Genomic DNA, 22,373 nt, shown 5'->3' on the forward strand with positions numbered 1-22,373 from the left:
TGAGGAGTGTGTTAATTGCTGCAAAATGTTACTTTGCTTAATGTGTTAGCCATTGCGATCGGTGCGATTCCTGGAGCGTTGTCTCGGTATCACTTAACAGAATGGACAAAAGCAAAATATGGGACAAAGTTCCCCTATGGAACATTTGTCATTAACTTGACGGGATGTTTGGCAATAGGTTTCTTTTTCACAATTTCTAAAACAATTACAGGCTATCCCAAGGAACTAGATCTACTCATTAGAACTGGATTTCTAGGCTCTTACACCACATTTTCAACCTACGGCTTTGATACTTTAACTCTATGGCGTAGCAAACAAAAACTTGCTACGGTTTTTTACTGGGCAGGCAGTGCCACCCTAGGTTTGGTAGCAGTAATTCTAGGAGCCGCGATCGCCAATTTCGTTGTGAAGTAATTTCATAAAACACACTATCGATTTTGAGGTCAAAGGAATGGATTTTTTGAGGGGGCATTTATCGCTCAGCGTGGCGATTGGGGCAGTTTTTGGAGCGTTGAGTCGTTTCTACATAACCGAATTTGCAGAAGCTATTTTTGGAAGAGATCTTGGCTTCTACGGTTCCTTCTTCATTAACGTTTCGGGGTGTTTTTTGATTACTTATATCTTGACCATAGCGTTTGAGAATATTCGCAGCATCTCGCCTGAACTGCGAGTGATGACTACAACAGGATTTTGTGGTGCGTATACCACATTTTCAACTTATGGTTTGGAATCAAAAGGCTTCTTAGATAAAGGCGATATCACGATGCTGTTAATTTATTGGGCTGGCAGTGCGATCGTGGGGATGATTGGTGTCCAAATGGGTGTCTTTCTAGCCAGATCGAGTGTTCAAAGGACTTAGCATAATTGCGGTATCTGTCTGCATAGTACTCCCTCTGCAAAATCCTTTCACAACTCTTGACCAGCACCTTCTAAGCTAGCTCTGACGATATTTGTCAAATGACAACAAGTTGCTACGATTCTACCCGAACGGCTAAAACGCCTCTTGCTCCAGCGCTCCTGCTTTCACTTCTAGAATTTGAGCAGACTTGATCCACTGAGCATCGAAAGAGCCGAGATGAGTAGACGTAATTAGCGTTTGAAATCGATCTTGAATCGCCTCCAAAAGCTGATTTTGACGATTGAGGTCGAGTTCGGCGAGAACATCATCGAGTAGCAGTAGCGGCGGCTCCCCGATCACATCTTCGATTAATTTAAGCTCGGCAAGCTTGAGGGCCAACACCAACGTGCGCTGTTGCCCTTGAGAACCGTATTGCCTAGCGGGAGTTTGATTAATGGTAAAGTCCACTTCGTCGCGGTGCGGTCCAACCAGCGTCGTGCCTTGATACTGCTCTGGAAGCGATCGCTGCTGAATTTTCTCTAAAAACGCTTTTTGCAGCGCTTCCGGAGTATCTTCGTCTGCCGTTACGTTTGAGGCATAGCGAATTTCTAACACCTCTGTACTGCCGCTAATCGCTTGATGCCACGATCGCGCAAAAGGAACCAATCGATTCAGGACTCTAGCACGGCGACGAATCACGCGAGATCCGGCGATCGCAAGTTGGGCATCCCAAAGTGCCAGTTCGGATGAAGGAGTTTGGAGTGCTTCTTTCTGGATCGCTTTAAGCAGGGCGTTGCGCTGGCGCAGGACTTGGTTGTACTGCTGGAGGACATAAGCGTAGACGGGTTCGAGTTGAACCAGCAGAGAATCAAGCCACTGACGGCGCTGATCGGGGCCGCCCCGCACTAGGTCGAGATCTAGGCTAGAGAACTGCACCATATTCAGCGTGCCAAGAAAGTCGAGTTGACGACGCAGGGAGACGCCGTTGAGCGCCACCGTGCGTCGTCCATTTTGCCGCAGTGTCATTGCGAGTTCGATGCTGCCCGTGTCTTTGTCAAGCTGTCCGCTAACGTGGGAGAGCAGTTCTCCGTCTAAAATTAAGTCGCGATCGCGGGAGGTCCGATGAGACTTCAATGACGACAGCAATTCAACCGCTTCTAGTAAATTAGACTTACCCTGAGCATTGTTGCCGATCAGAATCGTCTTAGCGGCCGTAAACTGAACCGACTGATCCTGATAATTGCGAAAATGTTTGAGATGCAAAGACCGAAGATACATGGGTAATGGTTATATCACGATCTGAACCTTGACAACTTGATCTGAGGGCTTTCGTTGAGTCTAAGCACAGAAGCCTATCCTAGCGATCGAGGATTCATTCGTAAACTCAACTGACATTGAGCGCGATGATTACGATCTCTTGATCTACGATTCAGCCCGTTAGGCAGAAATTTTTCAATTAAAAGTTTTGAGAATTGTTAAAACTCTCCGCCAATCCTTTAAAATGGCTATTTGCATGTCTTGCATCTATAAGGTGTCGTAAAAGGGGTAAACATGGCTAAACGCCGTAACCAAAAGAAAGAAAAAGCTCTTCGTAATCAAGCTTACGCTCGTAAGTTCCGCAAACGCACAAATAATGGTCGCATGTCGTCAAGAAGACGCTACGACAATCGGGATGAGTCATCTGAGACTGATCAAGAAGGCGCGAACAGAGGCAGCGAAGGCGCTGCGGATCTGTAACACTCTCGTTCAGATCGCCGGTTTTAGACAAGCTTTAGTGAATTGTCTTGATACAGAAATGCCCCAGATCTTTAAGAGGTCTAGGGCATTTTTGTATGTGTTTAATTTGTAGGTGTTCAACCTTCGGTCGTTTTCACGGTCATGTCCGTAGCACGTTTAGGTAAAGCGTGGTTCTACGGGATTTTGTTCTAGAGCTCAGTCGTCGCTAGGCCAGAACGCTTGCAGTCTTTTGGTAGAGTGTCACGATCGCATCCAACACCTGATCAATGGTGAGATTATCGGTTTCAATCCCGATCGCATCGTCCGCTTTTCTGAGAGGCGAAATGGCGCGAGTACTATCTTGACGATCGCGCTCTGCGATCGAGGCTTCTAATTCGCTCAAGTTCACGTCCGGTTGACCCAAATTCTTCAGGTCAACTTGCCTGCGTCGTGCCCGCTCTTCGATGGACGCCGTGAGAAACACCTTTACTTCCGCATCGGGAAAGACATGCGTTCCGATGTCGCGACCATCAATCACAATTCCGCCGCGCCGCCCGTAATTTTGTTGCTGTTTTACCAGCGCTTCCCGGACTGATCCTTGCGCCGCGATCGCAGACACTCGTGCCGTTACCCTTGGAGCCCGAATGGCTTGCGTTACATCTTCACCATTCACAAATACAGAAGGCGTTGGTGTTGTATTCACAAACTCGATGTGACACTGACTCGCTAATTCTGCAACCGTTGGTTCATCGCTCAGATCGACGCCCGATTGCAGAAGAAACCACGTCAGCGCCCGATACATTGCGCCCGTGTCGAGATAGAACAACCCTAAAACCTCAGCCGCTTTTTTAGCAACGGTCGATTTTCCGGCTCCCGCAGGACCGTCGATCGCAATAATGGGTTTACGGTCACGCAATACATAATTGTCAATCAATCGCGTTGAGCCAATTCGAGCCGCTAGCGCTAACAAGCCTTCGTCGGTCACGGTTTCTAAAGGTTCGAGAGTCATAGGGTCAACGAGTTCAATGTATTCGGGATGAATCACGGGGACGTTCGCCAGTTCTAGTTTTACTGCCTGAACTAAGTTAGCACTCGAACGCTCTCCTGTGCGAAACAGTTTTTGAGCCGTTGCTAAACCTTGATAAAGCGTGGCAGCTTGTATTTTTTCTTCATCAGACAGGTACTGATTCCGGGAACTTAGGGCGAGTCCGTTTGCTTCTCGTATAATAGGGCACGCAACAATCTTAACGGGTAGGTTCAGATCTCGTACTAATTGCCGGATGATGGCGACTTGCTGAGCGTCTTTCTGCCCAAAATAAGCGCGATCGGGCTGTACCAAATTTAAGAGTTTTGTCACAATTGTGGCGACGCCTTCAAAGTGACCGGGACGAAATGCGCCGCACAAGCGCAACATCATCGCTTTGGGGGGCTGAACATAGGTCTGAGTCGAGGCAGTGACGCCCATTTCCTCAGGCGTTGGGGCAAAGAGAACATCGACGCCTGCCTCTTCACAGAGGGCGCGATCGCGCTCTAATGGCCGGGGGTAGCGCCCAAAATCTTCGTTCGGTGCGAACTGAAGCGGATTGACGAAAATGCTCACGATCACCAATTGGTTTTCTCGTTTGGCGCGCTCCATCAAACTCAGGTGTCCAGCGTGCAAGGCTCCCATCGTCGGCACAAAGCCGATCTGAAGGGCGGGGGTTGGAACTGGATTCGACGGGGAATCGCTGGATCGAGGCTGTTTCCCCTGACTGAGATCTAAGTAACACCGCAATCCTGCCACAGTCGAAAACAGCCGCACCGGAACCCCCAGGAAGTCCTTAATCTTGTCTTCTCAAGTGTATAGAATTCATTTGCCACTGACCGAGAACAATCAGATTTCTGTCTAGCGATTTTGTGGAAACGCGCATTGAGCGTTTCGTGCTCAAAAGAGTGACGTTACCATAATGAGTAGTTCCTCTATACTGCCTCCATCTATGAACTTCTTGACTCAACTGCTTCACATTGCGGGTTCAGGTGCGATCGCTTACATCACCTCCAGCAGTGTGCGCGACCCCAAAAGCCGTCCCAATGTCCTCGCGGGTTTTCAGATGGCAGAATCAGGATCGGTGCCGTTTTTAGAAGCATTGCGCGATCGCGCGAAAGCAGAAGGTGATGACTGGTTAGCTGTGCGCTTAGATAAACATGCCTCAGATGAGAAGCGTCACGGTCAGATCTTTGCTCACGGACTAAAGCAACTGAATAAGAAAGTGATTGATTTCACTAAGTTGCAACAAAAGAAGATGGTAGACGGGCGACCCGATGAGCAAAAGCGTAGCCCGTTTTTTGCGGCTTATTTTAAGGGGTTTTCTCAAGACGACTTGAAGCCTCAAAACATCGATTGGACGGTTTTTCTGGCAAGTACTTATATTTTGGAGTTTGACGCGAGTAAAGACTTTGTGCGAATTGCTAACGCATTACCTATTGATCCGGTCAGTGCCAATCTCAAGAAAGGCATTCTGAGCGTCGCTGAGGATGAAACAGGTCATGCTGCCTATCTTCGCGAAACTCTAGAGCGTCGCTTAGGAGTCGCTAAAACGCAGCAGCTGATTGATGAATGGCGGACTCGTAAAGTGAATGCGCTAATGGCAACGGTGCAAAACTTTGTTCAGAAGGGCGGTGATATGGGTCAGATGACCGAAGAAGGCTCTCCCGTTGATATGGAAGAGGTGCGAGCGGCAGAACAAGTTGCTGCGTAAGACATTCTGGCAAAGTTGATACTTCAGTTAATAGTTCACAAATAAATAGTTTACAGATGATGGATGTTGGCAACCTTGTTCAGGTAATTCTGAGCAGCGTTGTTAACATCCATTTTTTAGCGGCTCTGCTCGTCATCCCCTTAAAATCCAGCGTTTTGGACTCATTGAGATAAATTCCTTTTTAAGAACGCAAACAATATCCGTTAAGAAACTTTACATTATGTAAAGTTTTATGTATCTTGTTGTTTGGGAGATAAATCCGCTTCTTCAAAGGATTTGGTATTACTTTCTTGCCAATTCTTGCCGATTGTAAAATTCAGTAATGGTAAATTTCTACTATGCCTATTACCCTCGACTCAGCCCGCAGTATTTTTCCGAATACTCTCTCGGCTGATGCAGTACCGGCTCTAACGGCTAGATTCAATCAGCTCAGCGCTGAAGACCAACTGGCATGGACTTGGTTCGCGTTTCTTGAAATGGGTAAGACGATTACGATCGCGGCTCCAGGCGCAGCGAGTATGCAGTTTGCAGAAGGAGTTCTAGAGCAGGTCAAAACCATGAGTTTTCCTGAGCAAACGCAGGTCATGTGCGACTTGGCAAACCATGCTGATACACCTATCTGCCGCACCTACGCCGCTTGGTCGCCAAACATCAAATTAGGATTTTGGTATCAGCTTGGGCAGTGGATGGAACAAGGGGTCGTCGCTCCAATTCCGGCAGGCTATCAGCTTTCGGCGAATGCATCGGCAGTGCTGCAATCTTTGAGAGAAATGGATCAAGGTCAGCAAATCACTGTCTTGCGGAACTCTGTCGTCGATATGGGATTTGATCCAAACAAACTAGACGGCAGCACCAGATATTCCGAACCGGTTGTTGCTCCTACCGAACTGTCACAGCGCACAAAGGTCAACATCGAAGGCATCAATAATGCAACGGTGTTGAACTATATGAACAACCTGAATGCGAATGACTTCGACACCCTGATCACGCTGTTTGTGCCAGATGGGGCATTACAGCCTCCGTTCCAAAGACCGATCGTTGGCAAAGAGGCGATTATGCGCTTCTTCCGGGAAGAGTGTCAGAACCTGAAGCTGCTTCCAGAGCGGGGTGTTTCTGAGCCAGCAGAAGATGGCTACACTCAAGTGAAGGTGACAGGTAAAGTGCAAACCCCTTGGTTTGGAGCGGCAGTCGGGATGAATATGGCGTGGAGATTTTTGATCAATCCCGAAGGCAAAATCTTCTTCGTCGCCATTGATTTGCTGGCGTCTCCCAAAGAACTGCTAAATCTAGTTCGCTAGGGAATCGTGAAGCACGAGTCCATCGCGAATGATCAGCGAGCGCTCCTTTCTAAAGGAGCGCTCCATCATTTCGGAGGGCGTTTATCCGAATTGAGTGACAGGTAGATTTTAGATTGAGTGATGAGAGTGAGTGAAATTGAGTGGTCTACAGCCGAGAAAAAGGTAGCTCAAGCCGCGTTTGAGAAAGCTTACAAACGAGAAATTGATGCCTTAATTGAAGACGTTCGCGCAAAAGCGAGTGCGATCGCAGGGCTTGACGATGTGTGGCGTCTACACGATTTTCTAAGTGCAAAACGACACGAGATCGATGGTAAATATGACTACCGATATTCGGTTCTCATCTTTGTCTTTGCTGGGTTGGTCAAAGAGGGATGGCTACAGTTAGATGAACTAGAAGGACTCGATCACGGCAAGCTGACTAAGATAGCAGCACTTGCGCGCATGTAATTTTGGTTAGTCATCCGCCTTGCTAATTCTTCAACACCCTGCCATTGCAGATTTCCGCCCTGCCTTGTTGTCAAATGTACCTCTTGCAAGACTTAGAATAAGTAGCAGTGAGTTTATTGTGATGCGTCATGCAGGTTGCGCCCTCTGTTACCGCGATTCCCGGACAGTATTGGAATTGGCGGCAACAACAAATTTATTACGTAAAAGCAGGTGAGCGTCGCTCAGATCGCCCACCTCTTTTATTGATTCATGGCTTCGGAGCTTCGACCGATCATTGGCGGAAGAATGTAGCTGGACTGAGCGAGCAGTTTGAAGTGTGGGCGATTGATCTGTTGGGATTTGGTCGCTCAAGCAAACCTGCATGGGAGTACAGCGGTGATTTGTGGCGCGATCAGTTGCATGAGTTCATTACGGATGTAATTGGTCAGCCTGTAGTTTTGGCGGGGAATTCGCTCGGTGGCTATGTGGGGCTGTGCGTTGCGTCGCAGCGTCCCCAGTCGGCGGCAGGATTGATTTTGATTAATAGTGCGGGCCCCTTTACCGATATTCAAGGCACAACGAAACCAGATCCGATTCGGCAGGTGATGGGAAATGTGGTGACGACCCTGTTTCAGCAAGACTGGGCAAGTTGGTTGCTGTTCCAGTATGTGCGTCAGAAGTCTGTGATTCGCAAAACGCTAGAGAAAGTGTATCTCGATCAGAGCGCCATTACCGACCAACTTGTTGAAGACATTTATCGTCCTTCAGCGGATATCGGGGCGGACAAGGTGTTTGCTTCTGTGTTTCGCACGCCTCAAGGTGAAAAGGTCGATGTTTTGTTGGGAGAGTTGACGAGACCGCTTCTGATGATTTGGGGGGAAGGTGATCCGTGGATTAATGCGCGATCGCGCGGCGAAAAGTTCCGGAGTTATCACCCGCAATTGACGGAGTATTATCTGAACGCGGGTCACTGTCCACATGATGAAGTTCCCGATCAAGTGAATACCTTGATTGGCGATTGGGTAACTGGCTTAGCTTAGCGGCTGATCGTCTGTCAGCCGTTGGATACCTAACCGCACGATCGACAGTGACAAAATAATCAAAAACATCACGAGTCCGATCGTGCAGGCATAGCTAATTTCTAGGTTCTTGAAGGCTTGCTCGTAGACATAATACACAATCGTTTTGGAGCTATTGAGCGGGCCGCCTTGCGTCATGATGAAGATTTCTTCAAATACCTTAGTTGCAGAAATTGCCGAAATGACGCCGACCAACAGCAAGTAGGGCTGCATCAGCGGAACTGTGATGTCCCAATGCTTACGAATGCCATCGGAACCATCGATCGCAGCAGCTTCATACAAATCGGCAGGAATAGCTTGCAGTCCGGCAAGATAGATCACCATGTAATATCCCAAGCCTTTCCAAACGGTGACGGCCATGACGCTAAAGATCGACCAGCTTGGATCGGTTAACCACGGAATAGCGGGTATACCCAAGGCTTGCAGTGTTTGATTGAGCAAGCCGTTGTCCGCATAAAGCCACTTCCAGGCAATGCCTGCGACGACCATTGAAATGATGACCGGCGTGTAGTAGGCGACGCGAAACCAGCGAATGCCTCGAAGTTTTTGATTCACGAGAATTGCCAGTCCCAACGGGGCAATCACGAGAATGGGCACAACACACACGAGGTACAAAATTGTATTGCGTAGGGTTTGCCAAAAGAGCGCATCGGCGGCTAGGCGCTTGAAGTTTGCCCAACCAATCCACTGTGGTTCATCGATGAGGTCGTAGCGCGTAAAACTGAGATAAAACGCTTGCAGCGCCGGATAGAAGACCGTAATTCCTAAGATGATCAGCGCGGGCAGTAAAAAGAAATAGGGCGTGAGATGACGCTGAGCGGGATACCAACTGCGGAGGGTCTTCATAGCAAACGGGGCAACGCCTGAGAAGCTGTATGACAAAAAACACTCTCACACTTTACCGCTTCGCTATTATGGTTTGCCAAAGATTCTTTAATTTGCAGTCTTTGACTGTTCTCTTTGACTATTCAAAGTCTTCGGCTTCAACGCGCCTGATCGCTCGTCTAGCAGGGAGAGCTTGCGATCGCCGTCGTGCCGTGAGGTAGTTTGGATAGTCCTCATGAAACACTTCAACCGTGCGAGAAGGGCGCTGCTGTCTGGCAAATAGCGCAAACATGGCTACGAGCGCGATCCCGCCTCCAAAGGTGAGAATCATTCCTCCTACGGCCCACATCAAGCCATTCATGACCGGATTGGCGGTTTCAGCGTTAGGTGTTGGAACGGCGGTCGGTCGCACCGGAAGGGCTGACACGCCGTTGCCCTTGTTCTGAGCAGTCAGTGTTTCAATAAAAGCTTGCTGACTTTGAGTTTGGGCTTTTAGCTGCTCGATCTGCGTGCGCTGCTGCTCGACCTGCGATCGCAGTTGCTCTGCCTCCAAGCGCTGCTTATCATAGTCGTTCGTTGGTGTTGCCGCTGCGCCCGGTGGATACATTCCCGGTGATGGATAAGTCGGAATGGTGGGATAGGGTTGAATCGGGGTTAGCGGCGACGAAGGAAGGGCAGGCGCATTAGCAGACACACCTCCCCGCAGCAACACCATTGCTGCGAGTCCGGCGATCGCTGCGCCTCCTAAAAATGATGTTGTGTCGCTCATCTCCTCTTCACCTTCTCTGGATTGGAACTGTTTGCAAACGGTCTTTGGTAGTCATTCAGCTTACGGGGCGCAATCCAGGAAGTTTCATGAATTGGCACTCAATTGCTTACGTAGGATCGCAGTTGTTTAAGATACCTACTTACTATTCAAAGACACAATTCCCCATTTCTCTACTTCAGTTTATACAAGTTTGTCAAAATGAGTCATTCAAATTTATCGATTTAGCAACAATTTTGAATCTAGATTCCATCAATCCTCAAGTTTACAGGGCTGACGCAGCAATTTCTGGTTCTGCTGCTTTCCCCCCCATCTCAGAATGGGCAGACAAGCGTGTCACTCCGTAATACATCTGCCCTAATTAAATGCTACTGAAATAAATTCATTTCCCAGTCGTGCTTCTAATACCGTTTCTAAAAAATCTTGCTACATATGCTCCTCACGTAAAGACGCGATTAATCGCGTCTTTACCAAGATCTGTAGCGACTACTTAGGGAATTGGTATAAGACTTACGCACGTCTTGTTGGCAGTGGATGTTGGAACGGATGTAGCAGATGAACGGACTAATGGGCATCATCTGTCTTTACGGAGCGCTGGAACCATCTGCTACATCGTTCTCTGCTGTTCACTGGGCTGGCACTATTTCAGTTGGCACAGCAAGACGCTAAACCATTGATTCTGATCTGTCCAAACGCGGATCGGCATTAAGCCTTTTGACTCCAGCAGATGCTGCATCTTATCGAGATCAAACTTGCGGGAAATTTCGCTCAAGATGGTTTCGCCCGCTTCAAACTCGACCGTCAGATCCAATGCTTTGAGATGAATAGTCTGCGATCGTAGACTCTTGAGATGCATTTCAACCTGTCGCTGCGCTTCGTTGTAGACCGCAACATGCTCAAACTGGGTCAGATCAAAATCTCCATCAAACCGACGATTGAGATGCCGCAGCATGTTTAAGTTAAACTCGGCGGTGATGCCTTGACTGTCGTTGTAAGCGGCTTCAAGTTGGGCTTTCGCTTTATGTAAATCGATGCCCAGCAAAAAATATTCTCCTGGTTTCAGCGCATCTGTAATCTGTTGCAGAAAGAGGTCACAGGCTTGCGGGTTGAGGTTACCTAGTGTGCTGCCAATGAATCCGATCACGCGGGTTGGCAGTTCGCTATCTGGTAGCTTTTGCAGTGCTAGTTCGTAGGTTCCGATGAATCCGTGAATGTGAAGGTCGGGATAATCTAGCAACAACCGCTCAGCGCTGCTCTCTAGAATGCCAGCGCTAATATCAATCGGGCAGTAAATTAATTCTTGCCCTGAGTCTTGATAAGCATCCAGTAAGATTCTTGTTTTAGTCGAACTGCCGCTTCCCAATTCGATCAGTTCACAAGCTCCCGTGATCTCTGCGATCGCGCCTGCATACTGCTGCAAAATTTCGGTTTCGGTTCGCGTTAGATAATACTCTGGCAACTCACAGATCAGCTCAAACAATTCGGAGCCGCGATCGTCATAAAAATATCGGGCTGGCAGAGTCTTCGGCGTTTGGGTCAGTCCGCGTACTACATCGCTGCCCGGATGCAGTTCATCGTCGGATGGCTCGGTCGGACTAACAAGATGCTCTAAACGTAATCGGTGTTCAACTGAACGCAGTTTAGATTGATCAATCGATGGAGATGTTGACATAAATTTGAAATCACTCCTCAATGCACTAATCGTGGGTTTAATCGACAGTTCCAACTGAGATCGCAACGGCTGCACGAATGCAAAGGTGCGGTCATCGGTTCGTACTGCAACCGATCATAGGGCGAATCGATTCTCTACGATTTGGCGCATCGAAAGCCTGCAAAAACTTGTTGAACGTGCGGATGATACCAATTGCGAAACGAATTTCGCATCGCCCACCGCCGAGTCGCCCAACTGCCTCCCTTTAACACTCGATGGGCATTGTCAAAATAGGTTTGAGAATATCCCGCATAGGGGAAGCACTCAAAGTTTGAATAGCCGACAAACCAAGTTGCCGTCCATTCCCAAACGTTACCCAGCATATCAAAACATCCCCAAGGACTCTGCCCTTGAGGATAGCGATCGACGGGCGTAGTCCTGCCGATCCCATGCTGATGATTACAATGCGTGCGCTCCGGTTCTGCGTTGCCCCACGGATAAGTCAAGCGGGTTTGCGCTGTCGAATTCCAACTCGCTGCTTTCTCCCACTCTGACTCCGTCGGTAACCGCTTCCCCACAAAGCGAGCGTAGGCACTTGCTTCATACCAACTGACACCACAAACTGGATGAGTGCCGTAAACCGGATCATCAGTCCAATACAACGGAAACTGAGTCTGGGTCGCTTGCAGCCAGTTCCACCCTTCCTCTGACCACCACTGTCGATCGCGATAGCCCTCTGCTTGGATAAATAGACGATACTCCTGACACGTGACCGGATAGCGATCGATCCAATAGTTTTCTAAGTAAACCTGTTGAACCGGACGTTCATTATCCATGGCGTCGATCGAGTCGCTTCCTTGCTCGAAATAGCTCGCCTCGATCAGAACCATGTCCCCTTCTGAAGCAGAGCAATTCGTCTCATTGATCCAATCAGTCGTTGCGTCCGTGTTCGGCTCGGTTGGCAGTTGAGATAACGCCAGCACAATGGCGATCGTCTCTGCGTGTTGGCTCTCGTGTTGAATCAACCATCGCCACAGGCGTTCTTGTTTCTCTAGAGGAGCGACCTCTAAATAGGTAAGCACCCTAGATCGAATCGTATCCATGTAGTCTACAACTTCTGCGATCGCCGGAAGATGCACGCGATCGCGCTTCAGCAATCCGTCTTGAGCAAACAAGCGATGATCGCCTCGAATCGGCGGCTCGCCTGCGTAGCGTTGCAGAACCCACAGCGCTTCGGTATAAGCGATGTGTCCGAGATGCCAGCCAATCGGACTAAAGTCTGGATGCGCCTGTCGGCAAAAAGTGTCGTAATCAACGTCTTCAAAGAGCGCCAAAGTTGCTTTTCGGCACTCTCGAAGGGTTTGCACAACAGAATTAGACAGACTGGATATCGATCGTGAGGTCATGATGTACGGTAAAAAGGCAGCGATCGGGCAACGACTCCCAATTTCCCTCAAACAGAGGTTCTGATGCAATCAGCACTGAGTTAGAGACTGAGTGATCTTTCACAGGCTCATCTTTCAAATAGTAAAGCGAAGGGGAATCGAGCTGGTAAGCATAGCGAGATCCAACGAGCTGCTGACCATCACTGAGAATGAAATTGGCAGAAAACGGCGTTTGATGTTTTTCGCCTAGCTCGGTCAGCACCTTTAGCATGTGGTGCAATGCTTGGATCAGCGTAGAACTCGTCTCAAGCTCATCGATCAGCAGTGCAATCATGTGTTCTGAATCGGTTGATCCTTTAACCCATTGGTAGGCTGCATCACTTAAGCGATCGCAGATCGGACGATACAACGTGTGCCGAAAATCTTTGATAAGCCCATTGTGCATACTCAAAATTTGACCATACTGAAACGGCTGACAGTTGCTCAAATCTACGGCAATTCCGGCGGTGGCACTCCGAACATTTGCCAACAGACAGTGCGATTCGACATACCGACTTAAGCTCGGCAAATTCACATCACTCCAGATTGGCACAGTATTCTTGTACGTGAATGACTCTGACTCACGATCAGAATCATACCAACCGACGCCAAAGCCGTCTGCATTCACGACTCCTGACTTCATCTCCTTCGGTTGATAGCTCTGGACAATCAAGGAGTGTTCAGGTTGAGAAAGAACTTGCTCCAACGAAATTGGAGACCCTAAATAGCCCAGTAAACGGCACATAAGTTAAGGAGAATTAAAAAAACAAATTTGAATCTCGATTCTGGCACGATTTTTTAAGTTCTGCCGAATGGGACTGCCGTTAAAGCGGTTCTCAAAAGTTGCGCGTTGCGCTAATTGCTAAACAGGCCCAGCCGACAATAAACCCCACCCCACCGAGAGGCGCAACTGCCCCTAACACTTTCACTCCCGATAAACTCAATCCATAAAGACTGCCCGAAAATAATCCAATCCCAATCAAAAAGCTAATTCCTGATGCATTTAGCCATGCCTGATTAGTCTCTGGACGGCTCAATAAAATACCAACTATAATTAGTGCCAGCGCATGATACATCTGGTATCGCGCTCCCGTTTCAAACACATCGAGCATTCGTTCGCTCAATCGTTCTCGCAGTGAATGCGTTGCAAATGCTCCGGCTGCAACTGAGATTCCTGCTAGTGTTGCTCCTAGTGTGGTAAATAATTGTTCCATAATTATCCTTTTGGTACTATCAATATTGCTGCGCCAGCCGCTTCTAACGTTTGCTTTAATGAACAGGCTCGTTGTTCGGTTACATCTGTTGCGATCGCAACCGGTCGCGACTTGGCTTGTTTCAACAGTGCCTTCAGCACCGATCGCTCTAGCCGCATGTTTTGCTGAAGTACATTGAGCACGCGATCGCGATGCTGCCAAGGAAACGATTGCAGCACAACATCATAGGCAGTGGCAGCCGGAAGCGCGTTAAAGTCCCCATCGAAATAGTAGAAAATCTTTCCTTCTTCCGAAACATTGTAGGCCGCGTTAAACTCGCGTGCCCGTTCATCTAAATAAGCTTTCGCGTCTGTGCCGCTGATGCCCGCTTCCATTGAGAAGCGCAGCACGTTCAATTGTCCGCTATTTTCCTTCAGCAATCGGTAGAACACCTTTTGCAAGCGATCGCGCTCTTTTTGGTTGCGGCGATCGCGGGTTTGAATCAACAGCCAACTGCCCAACGCTGTGGACGGAACCCCGCCTAACAGTCCTACACCCACCGAGGCGAACTGCTGCTCAGGTGTCGCTCTCGGTTGAGTGATGCCTAGCACCGCAATCAGCCCGAAAAAGAGGCCGATGCCAAACGAGGCTCCGGCTGCGATCGTTCTTCCTTGCGCCATAGTCTTTTGATGACGATGTTAATTCTGCTGACATCTTAGCCCGCAAGAATAAGGATAGAGGAGGGATGAAGGAAGACTAAATTCATCTCTCCTCCAAATTCAAACTGATTCAGCGTTCATATTGTGGAGAGGTCAAGCCCAATATCGAATGTTCCTACATATCCGGTTGAGCCTTGGCTGAGTTGGAGCAGCAGTTGCTCACCACCATCCTGAAAGATGGCGTCACTATCATTTCTTTGGGTGCGCTGCCCTTTGGGCATAAGGTATGAGAAGCATCGCTGGATTGACCAATTAGCACTATGCAAGGTCTTTTATTTAGAGGATGGAGTCCGCCGATTGAGTGGAATTGTTCGTAAACTGTTGCTGCTTTCGCTGGCAGATGCCGGACGAATGAATCTTTACCGAGTCGAGGTGGATCTTTCTCACTTTCTCACTTATTGCGGGAGATGTTAGAAGATATCGAACTCCTTGCGTCTCATCTGGAGGTTGCGACCGATTTGGCGGATGGCTTGGCAGTGCAGGGCGATCGCGACTTGCTAATCAAGTTTTGCAAAACTTGATTAGCAACGCCATTAAATATAATTTGCCCAACGGCTGGATTCGGATGACCGCTCATCGCCACGGTGCAAGGGTTGCGATCGCTATCAGTAATAGCTCAAAAGACATTTTAGTTAGAGCGCGATCGTCAACGCATTTCCGATCGCGTTCATCGCGGTGATCCAGCCCGGACGCGCAAAGTAGAGGGAATCGGATTGGGACTGAGCCTTGCACGGGAGATTGTGCGGGCACACAACGGCGACTTGAGACTTGACCCAGCCGTACCCGGACAAACAACGTTCATCCTGACCTTACCCGCATTCTTGTAATCCTAGAGGTACGGATGCTGTGCCCCTACCGTTCTTTCATTTAGATTGGGACGAATGATCTAACAATAAAATGAACAAGCTTTGTAAACACTGAAACCCTAAGGGTATACTTCAGCCTAGGGGACAGTTTTCTTAAACAAAGAATCTTGTCACGATAGTAATACTGAATTGTGGGTCTGGAGTTATGAGGAGTTCTTCTGGCAGAATAGCGGGCGGTGTTTTAATTGCGATCGCAATGGCATTAATTCTGCGAGCGGCGGGGGCATTTCAGGTTCAAGGTAACGCTTCGCAGAATCAGATTGAAGCTGATCGTCCCCCGGTTCCTGATCCGAGTGCGACTCGAGCGCCCACTTCCACTGCGCAGACACCCACTCAGGGAACCCAGACGTTTGCTCCACCCAACACTAATTCATCAGGCTCGTCCACATCAACCAATCCCTCTAATTTGCCAGAAGGTGCATATCCAGACACAACGACGGGCAACGGAACGAGTGGGAACGGAACTACTAACAACGGAACGAGTGGGAACGGAACTACTGACAACGGAACCACAACAGATACAACGTCTAACCAAACACCCTATCCCCCACCAGTGCGAGCAGGATGGTAGAACGGAGAGGGGTTCATACATGAGTCGTAATGACTGAGAAACGGGACATTTTGATCGTGGGTGGTGGTGTGATCAGTTTTGCGATCGCGCTAGAGCTAACCCGCCAAGGCGCATCGGTGACGATCCTCTGTCGAGATGCGGCTCAGGCGGCTACCCAAGCGGCAGCAGGAATGCTTGCGCCTCAAGCCGAAATGATCCCGCCAAGCCCAATGTTGGAGTTGTGTTTACACAGTCGATCGCTCTATCCAGCTTGGGTTCATCAACTTGAAGCCCTAACCGGGCTAAGTGCGGGCTATTGGGCATGCGGAATTCTGGCTCCTAAATATGGAGAGACAGGACATACCGGAGAACATTGGATCGGACGAGAAGAAATTCACGCTCGTCAACCCGGATTGAGTGCTGAAGTGATGGGAGGCTACTGGTTTCCCAAAGATGCCCAAGTGGATAACCGAGCTTTGGCGAAAGTGCTTTGGGCCGCGGCTCAGAAATTAGGCATTGAAATTCGATCCGGGGTAACGGTCGATTTAGTGGCTCATCGAGAGGCGACCGTCACTCATTTGCATACCAATCAAGGTGACTGGCAAGCCGAACACTACATTTTGGCGACCGGAGCTTGGTCAGAAGATTTGCTTCCCGTTCCGGTCTTTCCCAGAAAAGGGCAAATGCTGTCTGTCCAGGCTCCGGCTGATGCGACGCTGCCTCTGCAACAGGTTCTCTATGGTGATGAGATCTACATTGTGCCGCGCCGCGATCGCCGGATTGTCATAGGCGCAACCAGCGAGAGTGTTGGCTTCACGGCGGGTAATACTCCGCCTGGTATCGAGCATTTGCAGTCTGCCGCGACTCGGCTTTATCCAGAGTTGAAGCGGTTTCCGGTTCAGGAAACATGGTGGGGATTTCGACCTGCAACGCCCGATGAATCGCCAATTTTAGGCGAAAGCCCTTATCGCAATTTGACCTTAGCGGTAGGGCACTATCGCAACGGCATTCTGTTAGCTCCTGTGACAGGATGTGCGATCGCGCAATGGGTGCTGAATCGAACTGCTATTGTTCCTCTTGATGCGTTTCATTGGTCACGCTTTCGCCCCTGATGAATCGCCTGAGTTCAGTACTACGAACCGTTTTCGCCTCGGTGCATCTATCGGTAGGTGCTTTAAGAATCACTCTTTAGCTAGAGGAAGAGGTTATTTCTCTAGATACAGCGATTCCTAACCTGATCAGAACTATGTTGTAAATGTAACAAGTGCTTCAGTCTAGCCCTCAGACGCATCTACTTAAAACCCCTTTTGCAAGCTTAATTAAAGAACAGCTTGTTCAGCACTTCTAAAAACTATTTTGACGAGTTTTAATTACTAAAATGGCAAACATTAATGACCGCGACGCTTATAATCGCGACAACAATCCCAACAGAACCCCAGAAACCCTAAATACCCCAGAAACCCTAAATCAATCCGGCGATTATCACGTTGTGAAGCCCGATCCGGTCAATTACCGGCAGGGCTATGTTGAAGGCAAAGCCCTTGAGCAGCAGCGCTATGAGGCGAATCAGCAAATTCGAGATAACGATAACGCTGGACGTGGACTACTGGTTGGTATTTTGGCGACAGGGCTGTTGGCTCTAGTCGGCGCAAGTTTCTATTTCTTAACGCAGCGCGATCGTACTCCCGCACCCGCCGTTAATCGGACGATCATAGTTCCTAGCGCGGCTCCGTCAACCAGCCCATCAGCGAATCCGTCTCCCGAAGTGCGCGAACGCATTATTCAGCGCGATCGAGTGGTGCCTGTACCTCAACAATCCGCGCCTACTCGAGTGATTACGATTCCTCAGCCCTCGGCTCCCGCTCAGCCTGCCCCGGCTCAGCCTGCTCCCGCTCAGCCTTCGGCTCCAGCGCAATCTACTCCTCGAGAGACGACCTCAGATCGTTCTACTCAGCCAGAGGCTAACGATTCGGCTCAACCGTCTTCAGATGCAACCAAGCCGAGTGAAGACTCGACAACCAGTTCTCCTCAGCCAAGTTCTGGTCAATAAGCATCGGCAATTTTCAAACCCAGTTTCAAAGTCAGTGTGAACTTCATAAAACTTCCCCTGCTTTTCCTGAAGGGCAGGGTTTTTTCTGTTGCAAGTGCTTTACGAGGAGAGCAAGAATTTAGCTCCTTTTGCAGCAGAAGGTCGAGGTGAGAGCGGTTCGGCAAAAGTCGCTGCTTCTGGATCATCTTCTAGGATCGAGCATCTAGCAGTGCGATTCGCTGCGTAACCCTCCAAAAATTGCCAGTCAAATTGTGTCCGCCACCGTACAGACACGGTTTAGGCTTTAACTTAGTCTATAGGTTAAGTTGCTGTAAGAACGCATAAAACGCCTCAGTAACCGACGCGTTACTGAATTGGGGGATGGATGGATCAACTAATCCTAGAAGGGTTAAAGCTTCTGGTTGTAGATGACGATCGCGACTCTAGGGAGTTGTTGCTAGTTGCTCTAGAAGGAGATGGAGCCGAGGTTGTCATTGTAGGAAGCGTCCGCGATGCCATTATTTCTCTTCAGCAGCGCATCCCTGATGTTTTGATTAGTGATATTAGAATGCCAGATGAATCCGGTTATCATCTGATCGCCCAGGTTCAGCAATTAGAAACAGAATTAGGTATTTCAATTCCCGCGATCGCCGTCACTGCCTTTGCGCGTTCCAACGATCGGGCAGACTGCTTAACAGCAGGGTTTCGTCGGCATTTTTCCAAACCCGTGGATTTAGATGAACTTTCTCTTGCGATCGCTCAAGTCGCTGGACGTTCCTTTCAATCCTAGTGCTCTCAATCCTAGTGGTTTGAGTCTAAAGAGATACGACTTTGCGTGCTATGGGTTCTTAAACTTTCCAAACAACTCTGCCCAGTGAGGTAGGGAATTCATAATATTGAGTACGCTATATTACTGACAAGCTCTCCTCTTAAGGTGTGTTTTACAGCTTACGGTGCGTTTTGCAGGTGAGTAGCCTCCTTTGAAGCGCAACGTTAGCATTGGCTACACTAAGGTAGCTACAGTTGCTTTTCAGATGTGTCATGAGTTCTAAGCTTATGCAGAATCAGAGAAGCTGACTCTAGATCGCCTGATTTTTGTATGTTGTCCTGCGCCTGGATGTTTCCACTGATGGTTTTGGATGTCTGTCTCACACACATCTGACTCTGAAGGTGGCGGCTCCTGATCGCCATGTTGTATGAACTTATTGCTTTTAACAAACTCCTATCTAATCTCTCTAGTGAAGATTATGAGCGTCTACTACCGCATTTAGAAGTTACCCACTTGTCGTTGGGACAAACTCTATACGAATCTAACCAGCCCATCGACTACGCCTACTTTCCGATCAATGCCGTCGTCTCTCTCATTAACACTCTTGAGGGCGGACAGAGTATTAATGCCACTGTGGTCGGTAACGAAGGCATGATTGGTGTCCCTCTAGTGCTGGGCACAATGCGAATTCCAATGGCTGCCGTGACCCAAATTGCAGGGTCAGCCTTGCAAATAGAGGCAAGCGTTCTTAGGACTGAACTTTGCTATAGCAGTGCGCTTTGCCCGTTACTGCTGCGATACATTCAGGTCTTGATAAGCCAGCTTGCCCAAAATTTAGCTTGTATTCGGCTGCATAGCGCTCAAGAGCGGTGCTGCTTTCTTCTCGCCTTGCTGCAAGACCACGTTGGTTCTTCAGAATTAATCATGACTCAAGAAGCGCTTTCTCGCGTTGTTGGAGTCCGTCGAGCGGGTGCGAACGAAATTGTCAGTGCGTTAGCGCGTGCTGGACTAATTCACCATCAGCGCGGCAAAATTACCATTCTCGATCGTCCGGGTTTAGAAGCGGCTAGCTGTCAGTGCTACCGAGTTCTGCGTGCAGAATACAGTAGGTTGAGCAGTCCCTTGTAGAAGAGACGAGAGGGACACCTTGGCAGCAGAGAGCTTTCTAATCGCCTAAACATCAGTAGAAGCTGACTGATGCTTGCTCTGACACTGAGATAGGGTGTTGGATCAATTAAATTATCTTCGCCCTTCTTCGAGCGTGGCAGGCGAATTGCGAATCACAACTGGATATTTATGTACGTCAGGGGACAGACAACAGAGCGGTAAGACTTATACGTTAGAGCCTGCGTTGTTCGTGCAATCTGCTGTTTTAGCTAGACTCTGATTTAGGCTTTTGGCATTCATGCCCCAAGATCGTTCTACTCAAAATAAACTCCTGTCTGCTCTGTCTGAAGGGGAGTACGAGCGCTTGGTGCCCTATCTTGAGTTCGTTTCTCTGCCCTTCAAGCAGGTGTTATATGAGCCAAATCAGCCGATTGAGTATGTCTATTTTCCTAATAGCGGTGTGATTTCGATGGTGACCATCACCGAAGATGGGGAAACCGTAGAAGCGGCAACTACCGGAAATGAGGGAATGGTTGGGCTAGCCGTGTTGCTGGGGGTCGAGCAGTCACCGCTACAAGTGATCGCGCAAGTCGCGGGAGATGCCTTGCGGATGCGAAGCGAGGTGTTTAGGCGGGAGGTGACGCCAGATAGTTTGCTCTACACTCTGCTCTTACGCTATACCCAAGCCTTGATCAGCCAACTGTCTCAAACCGTGGCGTGCAACCGCCTTCATTCGGTAGAGGAGCGTTGCTGTCGCTGGCTGTTGCTGTGCCACGATCGCGTTGGCGCACAGGAGTTTTTTCTGACCCAAGAATTATTGTCCCAAATGTTGGGAGTGCGGCGAGCCAGTGTTAGTGTTGTCGCCGCAATTTTGCAGAAAGCAGGGCTGATTCGCTACACGCGTGGCAAGGTAAGGATTTTGGATCGGCAGGGGCTAGAAGCGGCATCGTGTGAATGCTATCGGGTCGTGAAGACCGAGTTCGATCGCTTGTTCTCCGAGACCGATAATATTTAAATCTTTAAGTAGGACTAGTCGAGCGTCATCTTGAGCGGCAAAATCACGGTAAAGGTAGAGCCTTCTTTGACTTGCGAGGTGAGATGGATTCTGCCTTGGAGTAACTCGACTAACCGCGCTACGATCGCTAAGCCGAGTCCGGTGCTATCGGATGGATGAGGGTGATTGCTAAACTCAGCCCGGACAAACGGTTTGAACAACCGGGACTGATCTTCTAACGCAATGCCGATACCCGTGTCGCTGACAGAGCAGAGCCAGCGATCGTTGGGCAGTTCTTCGCACTTGATCGTCACGCTTCCCGCGTCGGTGTAGCGCACCGCATTACTCACAAGATTAGTGAGGATTTGCTGAAGCCGAGTTGAATCAGTGATCACTTGTGATGGAGCTTGAGTGTCAGCCACAACCAAGTCTAACTTTCGGGCGTCTGCCAAAGGCTGCATCACTTCAACGACGGTCTGAATCACAGCGCGAACATCCGTTGGTTCGGGAACAGGCTGAAGTTTTCCGGCTTCGTACCGAGCCAGTTCTAACGCATCATTGATGATGTGCAGCAGTCTCCGCCCACTGCCAAGGACGCGCTCAATGTGTTCTAGTTTCTTGCTCGATGTGAGATTGCCATCCTGCCGAGACTGTCGTAAAAACAAATCCGAGTAGCCAATGATCGACGTAAGCGGCGTTTTCAGTTCGTGGGCTAATACCGAAAGGTTATTTTGATTGGCTTGAGCGAGTCGCTTGAGTTCCTCAACTGTCATCGCGAGTTGATGCTGAACTAGCTCTAGCTCCTGTAATCGCTCCTGTACATAGCTTTTGAAGCATTGAGACAGCGCCGAATCGACTACTGCATTGATTAGTGAAACGGCTCGCAGTAGATCCTCTGAGTTACTACTCAGCAAGTCAGGACGGAGGATATCAAAAATCGTTTTGCGGAGAAGATGATATTCTTGAGCGATCTCGCTGGGGTCGAATCCTTGGTTGGCTCGTAAAACACCGTGAGAAATGCTGGCGTTTACGATCGCCTCGTTATCGTCGGCTTGCTGCTGAGATAGGACCGTCGCTAAGGCTTCCAAGACATAATCAATATGGTCTTTGATGGCACTGCGATCGAGATGCTCTGTGCTGGTAATCTGGCGATCGCGTGAAACTGAAGCAACCCACTGTTCGACGATGGTAGAATTTTTTTCTCTCAGCAGTTGGCTAAAGTCTTGCATTTCTTACAAATAGCGGCTAGGTTGCTTAGACAGATACAATGAAAAGCTCACAAGGCTATCTATAACCGTATTACAAAAGACTTTAGATTACAAAAAACAGATTACAAAAAAAACAAATTGGGAATGTATAGTAAATTCCCCTCTTCCAGATGAAAA

General features: G+C 48.9%; 25 protein-coding genes. 15 read left to right on the forward strand and 10 right to left on the reverse strand.

The annotated features are described in order from the left end of the window. The first annotated feature begins 15 nt into the window (after positions 1-15). Both crcB (AC5I6P_RS22735) and crcB (AC5I6P_RS22740) read left to right on the forward strand, forming a co-directional pair. Complete coding sequence (gene crcB, locus AC5I6P_RS22735) at positions 16-414, forward strand: fluoride efflux transporter CrcB (RefSeq protein ID WP_495696045.1); 399 nt, start codon at positions 16-18, stop codon at positions 412-414. A gap of 37 nt (positions 415-451) precedes the next feature. Further along, a complete protein-coding gene (crcB, locus tag AC5I6P_RS22740) occupies positions 452-859 on the forward strand; it encodes a fluoride efflux transporter CrcB (RefSeq protein ID WP_495696046.1) in 408 nt (135 codons plus the stop codon). Positions 860-991: 132 nt separating this feature from the next. Here the strand turns inward: crcB (AC5I6P_RS22740) and recF are convergent, their stop codons facing one another. Next, on the reverse strand, positions 992-2,116 hold the full coding sequence (gene recF / locus AC5I6P_RS22745) for a DNA replication/repair protein RecF (RefSeq protein ID WP_495696047.1): 1,125 nt from the start codon (positions 2,114-2,116) through the stop codon (positions 992-994). 273 nt (positions 2,117-2,389) lie between these two features. Between recF and AC5I6P_RS22750 the strand changes: the two genes are divergently transcribed. Then, the gene (locus tag AC5I6P_RS22750) at positions 2,390-2,575 is read left to right on the forward strand and encodes a hypothetical protein (protein WP_495696048.1); all 186 of its coding nucleotides are present in this window, start codon (positions 2,390-2,392) and stop codon (positions 2,573-2,575) included. Positions 2,576-2,780: 205 nt separating this feature from the next. Here AC5I6P_RS22750 and AC5I6P_RS22755 read toward each other — a convergent pair whose 3' ends face one another. After that, positions 2,781-4,355, reverse strand: a complete 1,575-nt coding sequence (locus tag AC5I6P_RS22755) for a bifunctional pantoate--beta-alanine ligase/(d)CMP kinase (RefSeq protein ID WP_495696049.1) — start codon at positions 4,353-4,355, stop codon at positions 2,781-2,783. 175 nt (positions 4,356-4,530) lie between these two features. Between AC5I6P_RS22755 and AC5I6P_RS22760 the strand changes: the two genes are divergently transcribed. The 4 genes from AC5I6P_RS22760 (at position 4,531) to AC5I6P_RS22775 (ending at position 8,056) form a co-directional block, all read left to right on the forward strand. Further along, positions 4,531-5,292 (forward strand): ferritin-like domain-containing protein, encoded by a 762-nt coding sequence (locus tag AC5I6P_RS22760; RefSeq protein WP_495696050.1) that lies wholly within the window; start codon positions 4,531-4,533, stop codon positions 5,290-5,292. 338 nt (positions 5,293-5,630) lie between these two features. Beyond that, on the forward strand, positions 5,631-6,590 hold the full coding sequence (locus tag AC5I6P_RS22765; protein ID WP_495696051.1) for an orange carotenoid-binding protein: 960 nt from the start codon (positions 5,631-5,633) through the stop codon (positions 6,588-6,590). Between the two features lie 126 nt (positions 6,591-6,716). Continuing rightward, positions 6,717-7,037: a fluorescence recovery protein gene (frp, locus tag AC5I6P_RS22770; protein WP_495696052.1), complete on the forward strand. Its 321-nt coding sequence runs from the start codon at positions 6,717-6,719 to the stop codon at positions 7,035-7,037. Positions 7,038-7,165: 128 nt separating this feature from the next. Next, complete coding sequence (locus tag AC5I6P_RS22775; protein ID WP_495696053.1) at positions 7,166-8,056, forward strand: alpha/beta fold hydrolase; 891 nt, start codon at positions 7,166-7,168, stop codon at positions 8,054-8,056. On the opposite strand, the gene AC5I6P_RS22780 is transcribed toward AC5I6P_RS22775, so the two are convergent. From AC5I6P_RS22780 to AC5I6P_RS22810, 7 genes are all read right to left on the reverse strand, one after another. Then, positions 8,048-8,941 carry a carbohydrate ABC transporter permease gene (locus AC5I6P_RS22780; RefSeq protein ID WP_495696054.1) on the reverse strand — a complete coding sequence of 298 codons (894 nt, stop codon included), beginning with the start codon at positions 8,939-8,941 and terminating at the stop codon, positions 8,048-8,050. The genes AC5I6P_RS22775 and AC5I6P_RS22780 overlap by 9 nt on opposite strands. 118 nt (positions 8,942-9,059) lie before the next feature. Beyond that, positions 9,060-9,689, reverse strand: a complete 630-nt coding sequence (locus AC5I6P_RS22785) for a hypothetical protein (RefSeq protein WP_495696055.1) — start codon at positions 9,687-9,689, stop codon at positions 9,060-9,062. Positions 9,690-10,326: 637 nt separating this feature from the next. Further along, positions 10,327-11,358 carry an L-histidine N(alpha)-methyltransferase gene (gene egtD, locus AC5I6P_RS22790; RefSeq protein ID WP_495696056.1) on the reverse strand — a complete coding sequence of 344 codons (1,032 nt, stop codon included), beginning with the start codon at positions 11,356-11,358 and terminating at the stop codon, positions 10,327-10,329. A gap of 134 nt (positions 11,359-11,492) precedes the next feature. Beyond that, positions 11,493-12,743: an SUMF1/EgtB/PvdO family nonheme iron enzyme gene (locus AC5I6P_RS22795; RefSeq protein WP_495696057.1), complete on the reverse strand. Its 1,251-nt coding sequence runs from the start codon at positions 12,741-12,743 to the stop codon at positions 11,493-11,495. Further along, entirely contained in the window at positions 12,712-13,506 is a 795-nt protein-coding gene (gene egtC / locus AC5I6P_RS22800) for an ergothioneine biosynthesis protein EgtC (RefSeq protein ID WP_495696058.1), read from the reverse strand. The genes AC5I6P_RS22795 and egtC overlap by 32 nt, the downstream gene beginning before the upstream one ends. A gap of 91 nt (positions 13,507-13,597) precedes the next feature. Further along, on the reverse strand, positions 13,598-13,975 hold the full coding sequence (locus tag AC5I6P_RS22805; RefSeq protein ID WP_495696059.1) for a DUF423 domain-containing protein: 378 nt from the start codon (positions 13,973-13,975) through the stop codon (positions 13,598-13,600). Positions 13,976-13,977: 2 nt separating this feature from the next. Then, positions 13,978-14,634 (reverse strand): hypothetical protein, encoded by a 657-nt coding sequence (locus tag AC5I6P_RS22810; RefSeq protein WP_495696060.1) that lies wholly within the window; start codon positions 14,632-14,634, stop codon positions 13,978-13,980. Positions 14,635-14,850: 216 nt separating this feature from the next. Here AC5I6P_RS22810 and AC5I6P_RS22815 point away from each other — a divergent pair, with 216 nt between their 5' ends. The 8 genes from AC5I6P_RS22815 to AC5I6P_RS22850 all read left to right on the forward strand — a co-directional run bounded on the left by AC5I6P_RS22815 (position 14,851) and on the right by AC5I6P_RS22850 (position 21,009). Beyond that, complete coding sequence (locus tag AC5I6P_RS22815) at positions 14,851-15,087, forward strand: hypothetical protein (RefSeq protein ID WP_495696061.1); 237 nt, start codon at positions 14,851-14,853, stop codon at positions 15,085-15,087. A 239-nt stretch (positions 15,088-15,326) separates the two neighbouring features. Beyond that, a complete protein-coding gene (locus AC5I6P_RS22820) occupies positions 15,327-15,500 on the forward strand; it encodes an ATP-binding protein (protein WP_495696075.1) in 174 nt (57 codons plus the stop codon). Between the two features lie 184 nt (positions 15,501-15,684). Continuing rightward, the gene (locus AC5I6P_RS22825; protein WP_495696062.1) at positions 15,685-16,110 is read left to right on the forward strand and encodes a hypothetical protein; all 426 of its coding nucleotides are present in this window, start codon (positions 15,685-15,687) and stop codon (positions 16,108-16,110) included. Positions 16,111-16,139: 29 nt separating this feature from the next. Further along, positions 16,140-17,201: a glycine oxidase ThiO gene (gene thiO, locus AC5I6P_RS22830; protein WP_495696063.1), complete on the forward strand. Its 1,062-nt coding sequence runs from the start codon at positions 16,140-16,142 to the stop codon at positions 17,199-17,201. Positions 17,202-17,467: 266 nt separating this feature from the next. After that, the gene (locus AC5I6P_RS22835) at positions 17,468-18,139 is read left to right on the forward strand and encodes a hypothetical protein (RefSeq protein ID WP_495696064.1); all 672 of its coding nucleotides are present in this window, start codon (positions 17,468-17,470) and stop codon (positions 18,137-18,139) included. A 364-nt stretch (positions 18,140-18,503) separates the two neighbouring features. After that, positions 18,504-18,908, forward strand: a complete 405-nt coding sequence (locus AC5I6P_RS22840) for a response regulator (protein WP_495696065.1) — start codon at positions 18,504-18,506, stop codon at positions 18,906-18,908. A gap of 399 nt (positions 18,909-19,307) precedes the next feature. After that, a complete protein-coding gene (locus AC5I6P_RS22845; protein ID WP_495696066.1) occupies positions 19,308-20,015 on the forward strand; it encodes a Crp/Fnr family transcriptional regulator in 708 nt (235 codons plus the stop codon). A 277-nt stretch (positions 20,016-20,292) separates the two neighbouring features. Beyond that, the gene (locus AC5I6P_RS22850; RefSeq protein ID WP_495696067.1) at positions 20,293-21,009 is read left to right on the forward strand and encodes a Crp/Fnr family transcriptional regulator; all 717 of its coding nucleotides are present in this window, start codon (positions 20,293-20,295) and stop codon (positions 21,007-21,009) included. Between the two features lie 14 nt (positions 21,010-21,023). Here the strand turns inward: AC5I6P_RS22850 and AC5I6P_RS22855 are convergent, their stop codons facing one another. Beyond that, complete coding sequence (locus AC5I6P_RS22855; RefSeq protein WP_495696068.1) at positions 21,024-22,217, reverse strand: ATP-binding protein; 1,194 nt, start codon at positions 22,215-22,217, stop codon at positions 21,024-21,026. Positions 22,218-22,373: the final 156 nt, after the last annotated feature.

The sequence above is a fragment of the Myxacorys sp. genome (assembly GCF_059501405.1).

Bases quoted from the DNA above. Each gene is read 5' to 3' on its own strand.
- AC5I6P_RS22840 (WP_495696065.1), top strand. From the start codon at position 18,504: ATGGATCAACTAATCCTAGAAGGGTTAAAGCTTCTGGTTGTAGATGAC.
- crcB (WP_495696046.1), top strand. From the start codon at position 452: ATGGATTTTTTGAGGGGGCATTTATCGCTCAGCGTGGCGATTGGGGCA.
- AC5I6P_RS22835 (WP_495696064.1), top strand. From the start codon at position 17,468: ATGGCAAACATTAATGACCGCGACGCTTATAATCGCGACAACAATCCC.
- AC5I6P_RS22850 (WP_495696067.1), top strand. From the start codon at position 20,293: ATGCCCCAAGATCGTTCTACTCAAAATAAACTCCTGTCTGCTCTGTCT.
- egtD (WP_495696056.1), bottom strand. From the start codon at position 11,358: ATGTCAACATCTCCATCGATTGATCAATCTAAACTGCGTTCAGTTGAA.
- AC5I6P_RS22765 (WP_495696051.1), top strand. From the start codon at position 5,631: ATGCCTATTACCCTCGACTCAGCCCGCAGTATTTTTCCGAATACTCTC.
- AC5I6P_RS22795 (WP_495696057.1), bottom strand. From the start codon at position 12,743: ATGACCTCACGATCGATATCCAGTCTGTCTAATTCTGTTGTGCAAACC.
- AC5I6P_RS22815 (WP_495696061.1), top strand. From the start codon at position 14,851: ATGGCGTCACTATCATTTCTTTGGGTGCGCTGCCCTTTGGGCATAAGG.
- AC5I6P_RS22775 (WP_495696053.1), top strand. From the start codon at position 7,166: ATGCAGGTTGCGCCCTCTGTTACCGCGATTCCCGGACAGTATTGGAAT.
- AC5I6P_RS22855 (WP_495696068.1), bottom strand. From the start codon at position 22,217: ATGCAAGACTTTAGCCAACTGCTGAGAGAAAAAAATTCTACCATCGTC.
- AC5I6P_RS22750 (WP_495696048.1), top strand. From the start codon at position 2,390: ATGGCTAAACGCCGTAACCAAAAGAAAGAAAAAGCTCTTCGTAATCAA.
- AC5I6P_RS22810 (WP_495696060.1), bottom strand. From the start codon at position 14,634: ATGGCGCAAGGAAGAACGATCGCAGCCGGAGCCTCGTTTGGCATCGGC.
- thiO (WP_495696063.1), top strand. From the start codon at position 16,140: ATGACTGAGAAACGGGACATTTTGATCGTGGGTGGTGGTGTGATCAGT.
- AC5I6P_RS22780 (WP_495696054.1), bottom strand. From the start codon at position 8,941: ATGAAGACCCTCCGCAGTTGGTATCCCGCTCAGCGTCATCTCACGCCC.
- AC5I6P_RS22825 (WP_495696062.1), top strand. From the start codon at position 15,685: ATGAGGAGTTCTTCTGGCAGAATAGCGGGCGGTGTTTTAATTGCGATC.
- egtC (WP_495696058.1), bottom strand. From the start codon at position 13,506: ATGTGCCGTTTACTGGGCTATTTAGGGTCTCCAATTTCGTTGGAGCAA.
- AC5I6P_RS22760 (WP_495696050.1), top strand. From the start codon at position 4,531: ATGAACTTCTTGACTCAACTGCTTCACATTGCGGGTTCAGGTGCGATC.
- AC5I6P_RS22845 (WP_495696066.1), top strand. From the start codon at position 19,308: ATGTTGTATGAACTTATTGCTTTTAACAAACTCCTATCTAATCTCTCT.
- AC5I6P_RS22785 (WP_495696055.1), bottom strand. From the start codon at position 9,689: ATGAGCGACACAACATCATTTTTAGGAGGCGCAGCGATCGCCGGACTC.
- AC5I6P_RS22805 (WP_495696059.1), bottom strand. From the start codon at position 13,975: ATGGAACAATTATTTACCACACTAGGAGCAACACTAGCAGGAATCTCA.
- recF (WP_495696047.1), bottom strand. From the start codon at position 2,116: ATGTATCTTCGGTCTTTGCATCTCAAACATTTTCGCAATTATCAGGAT.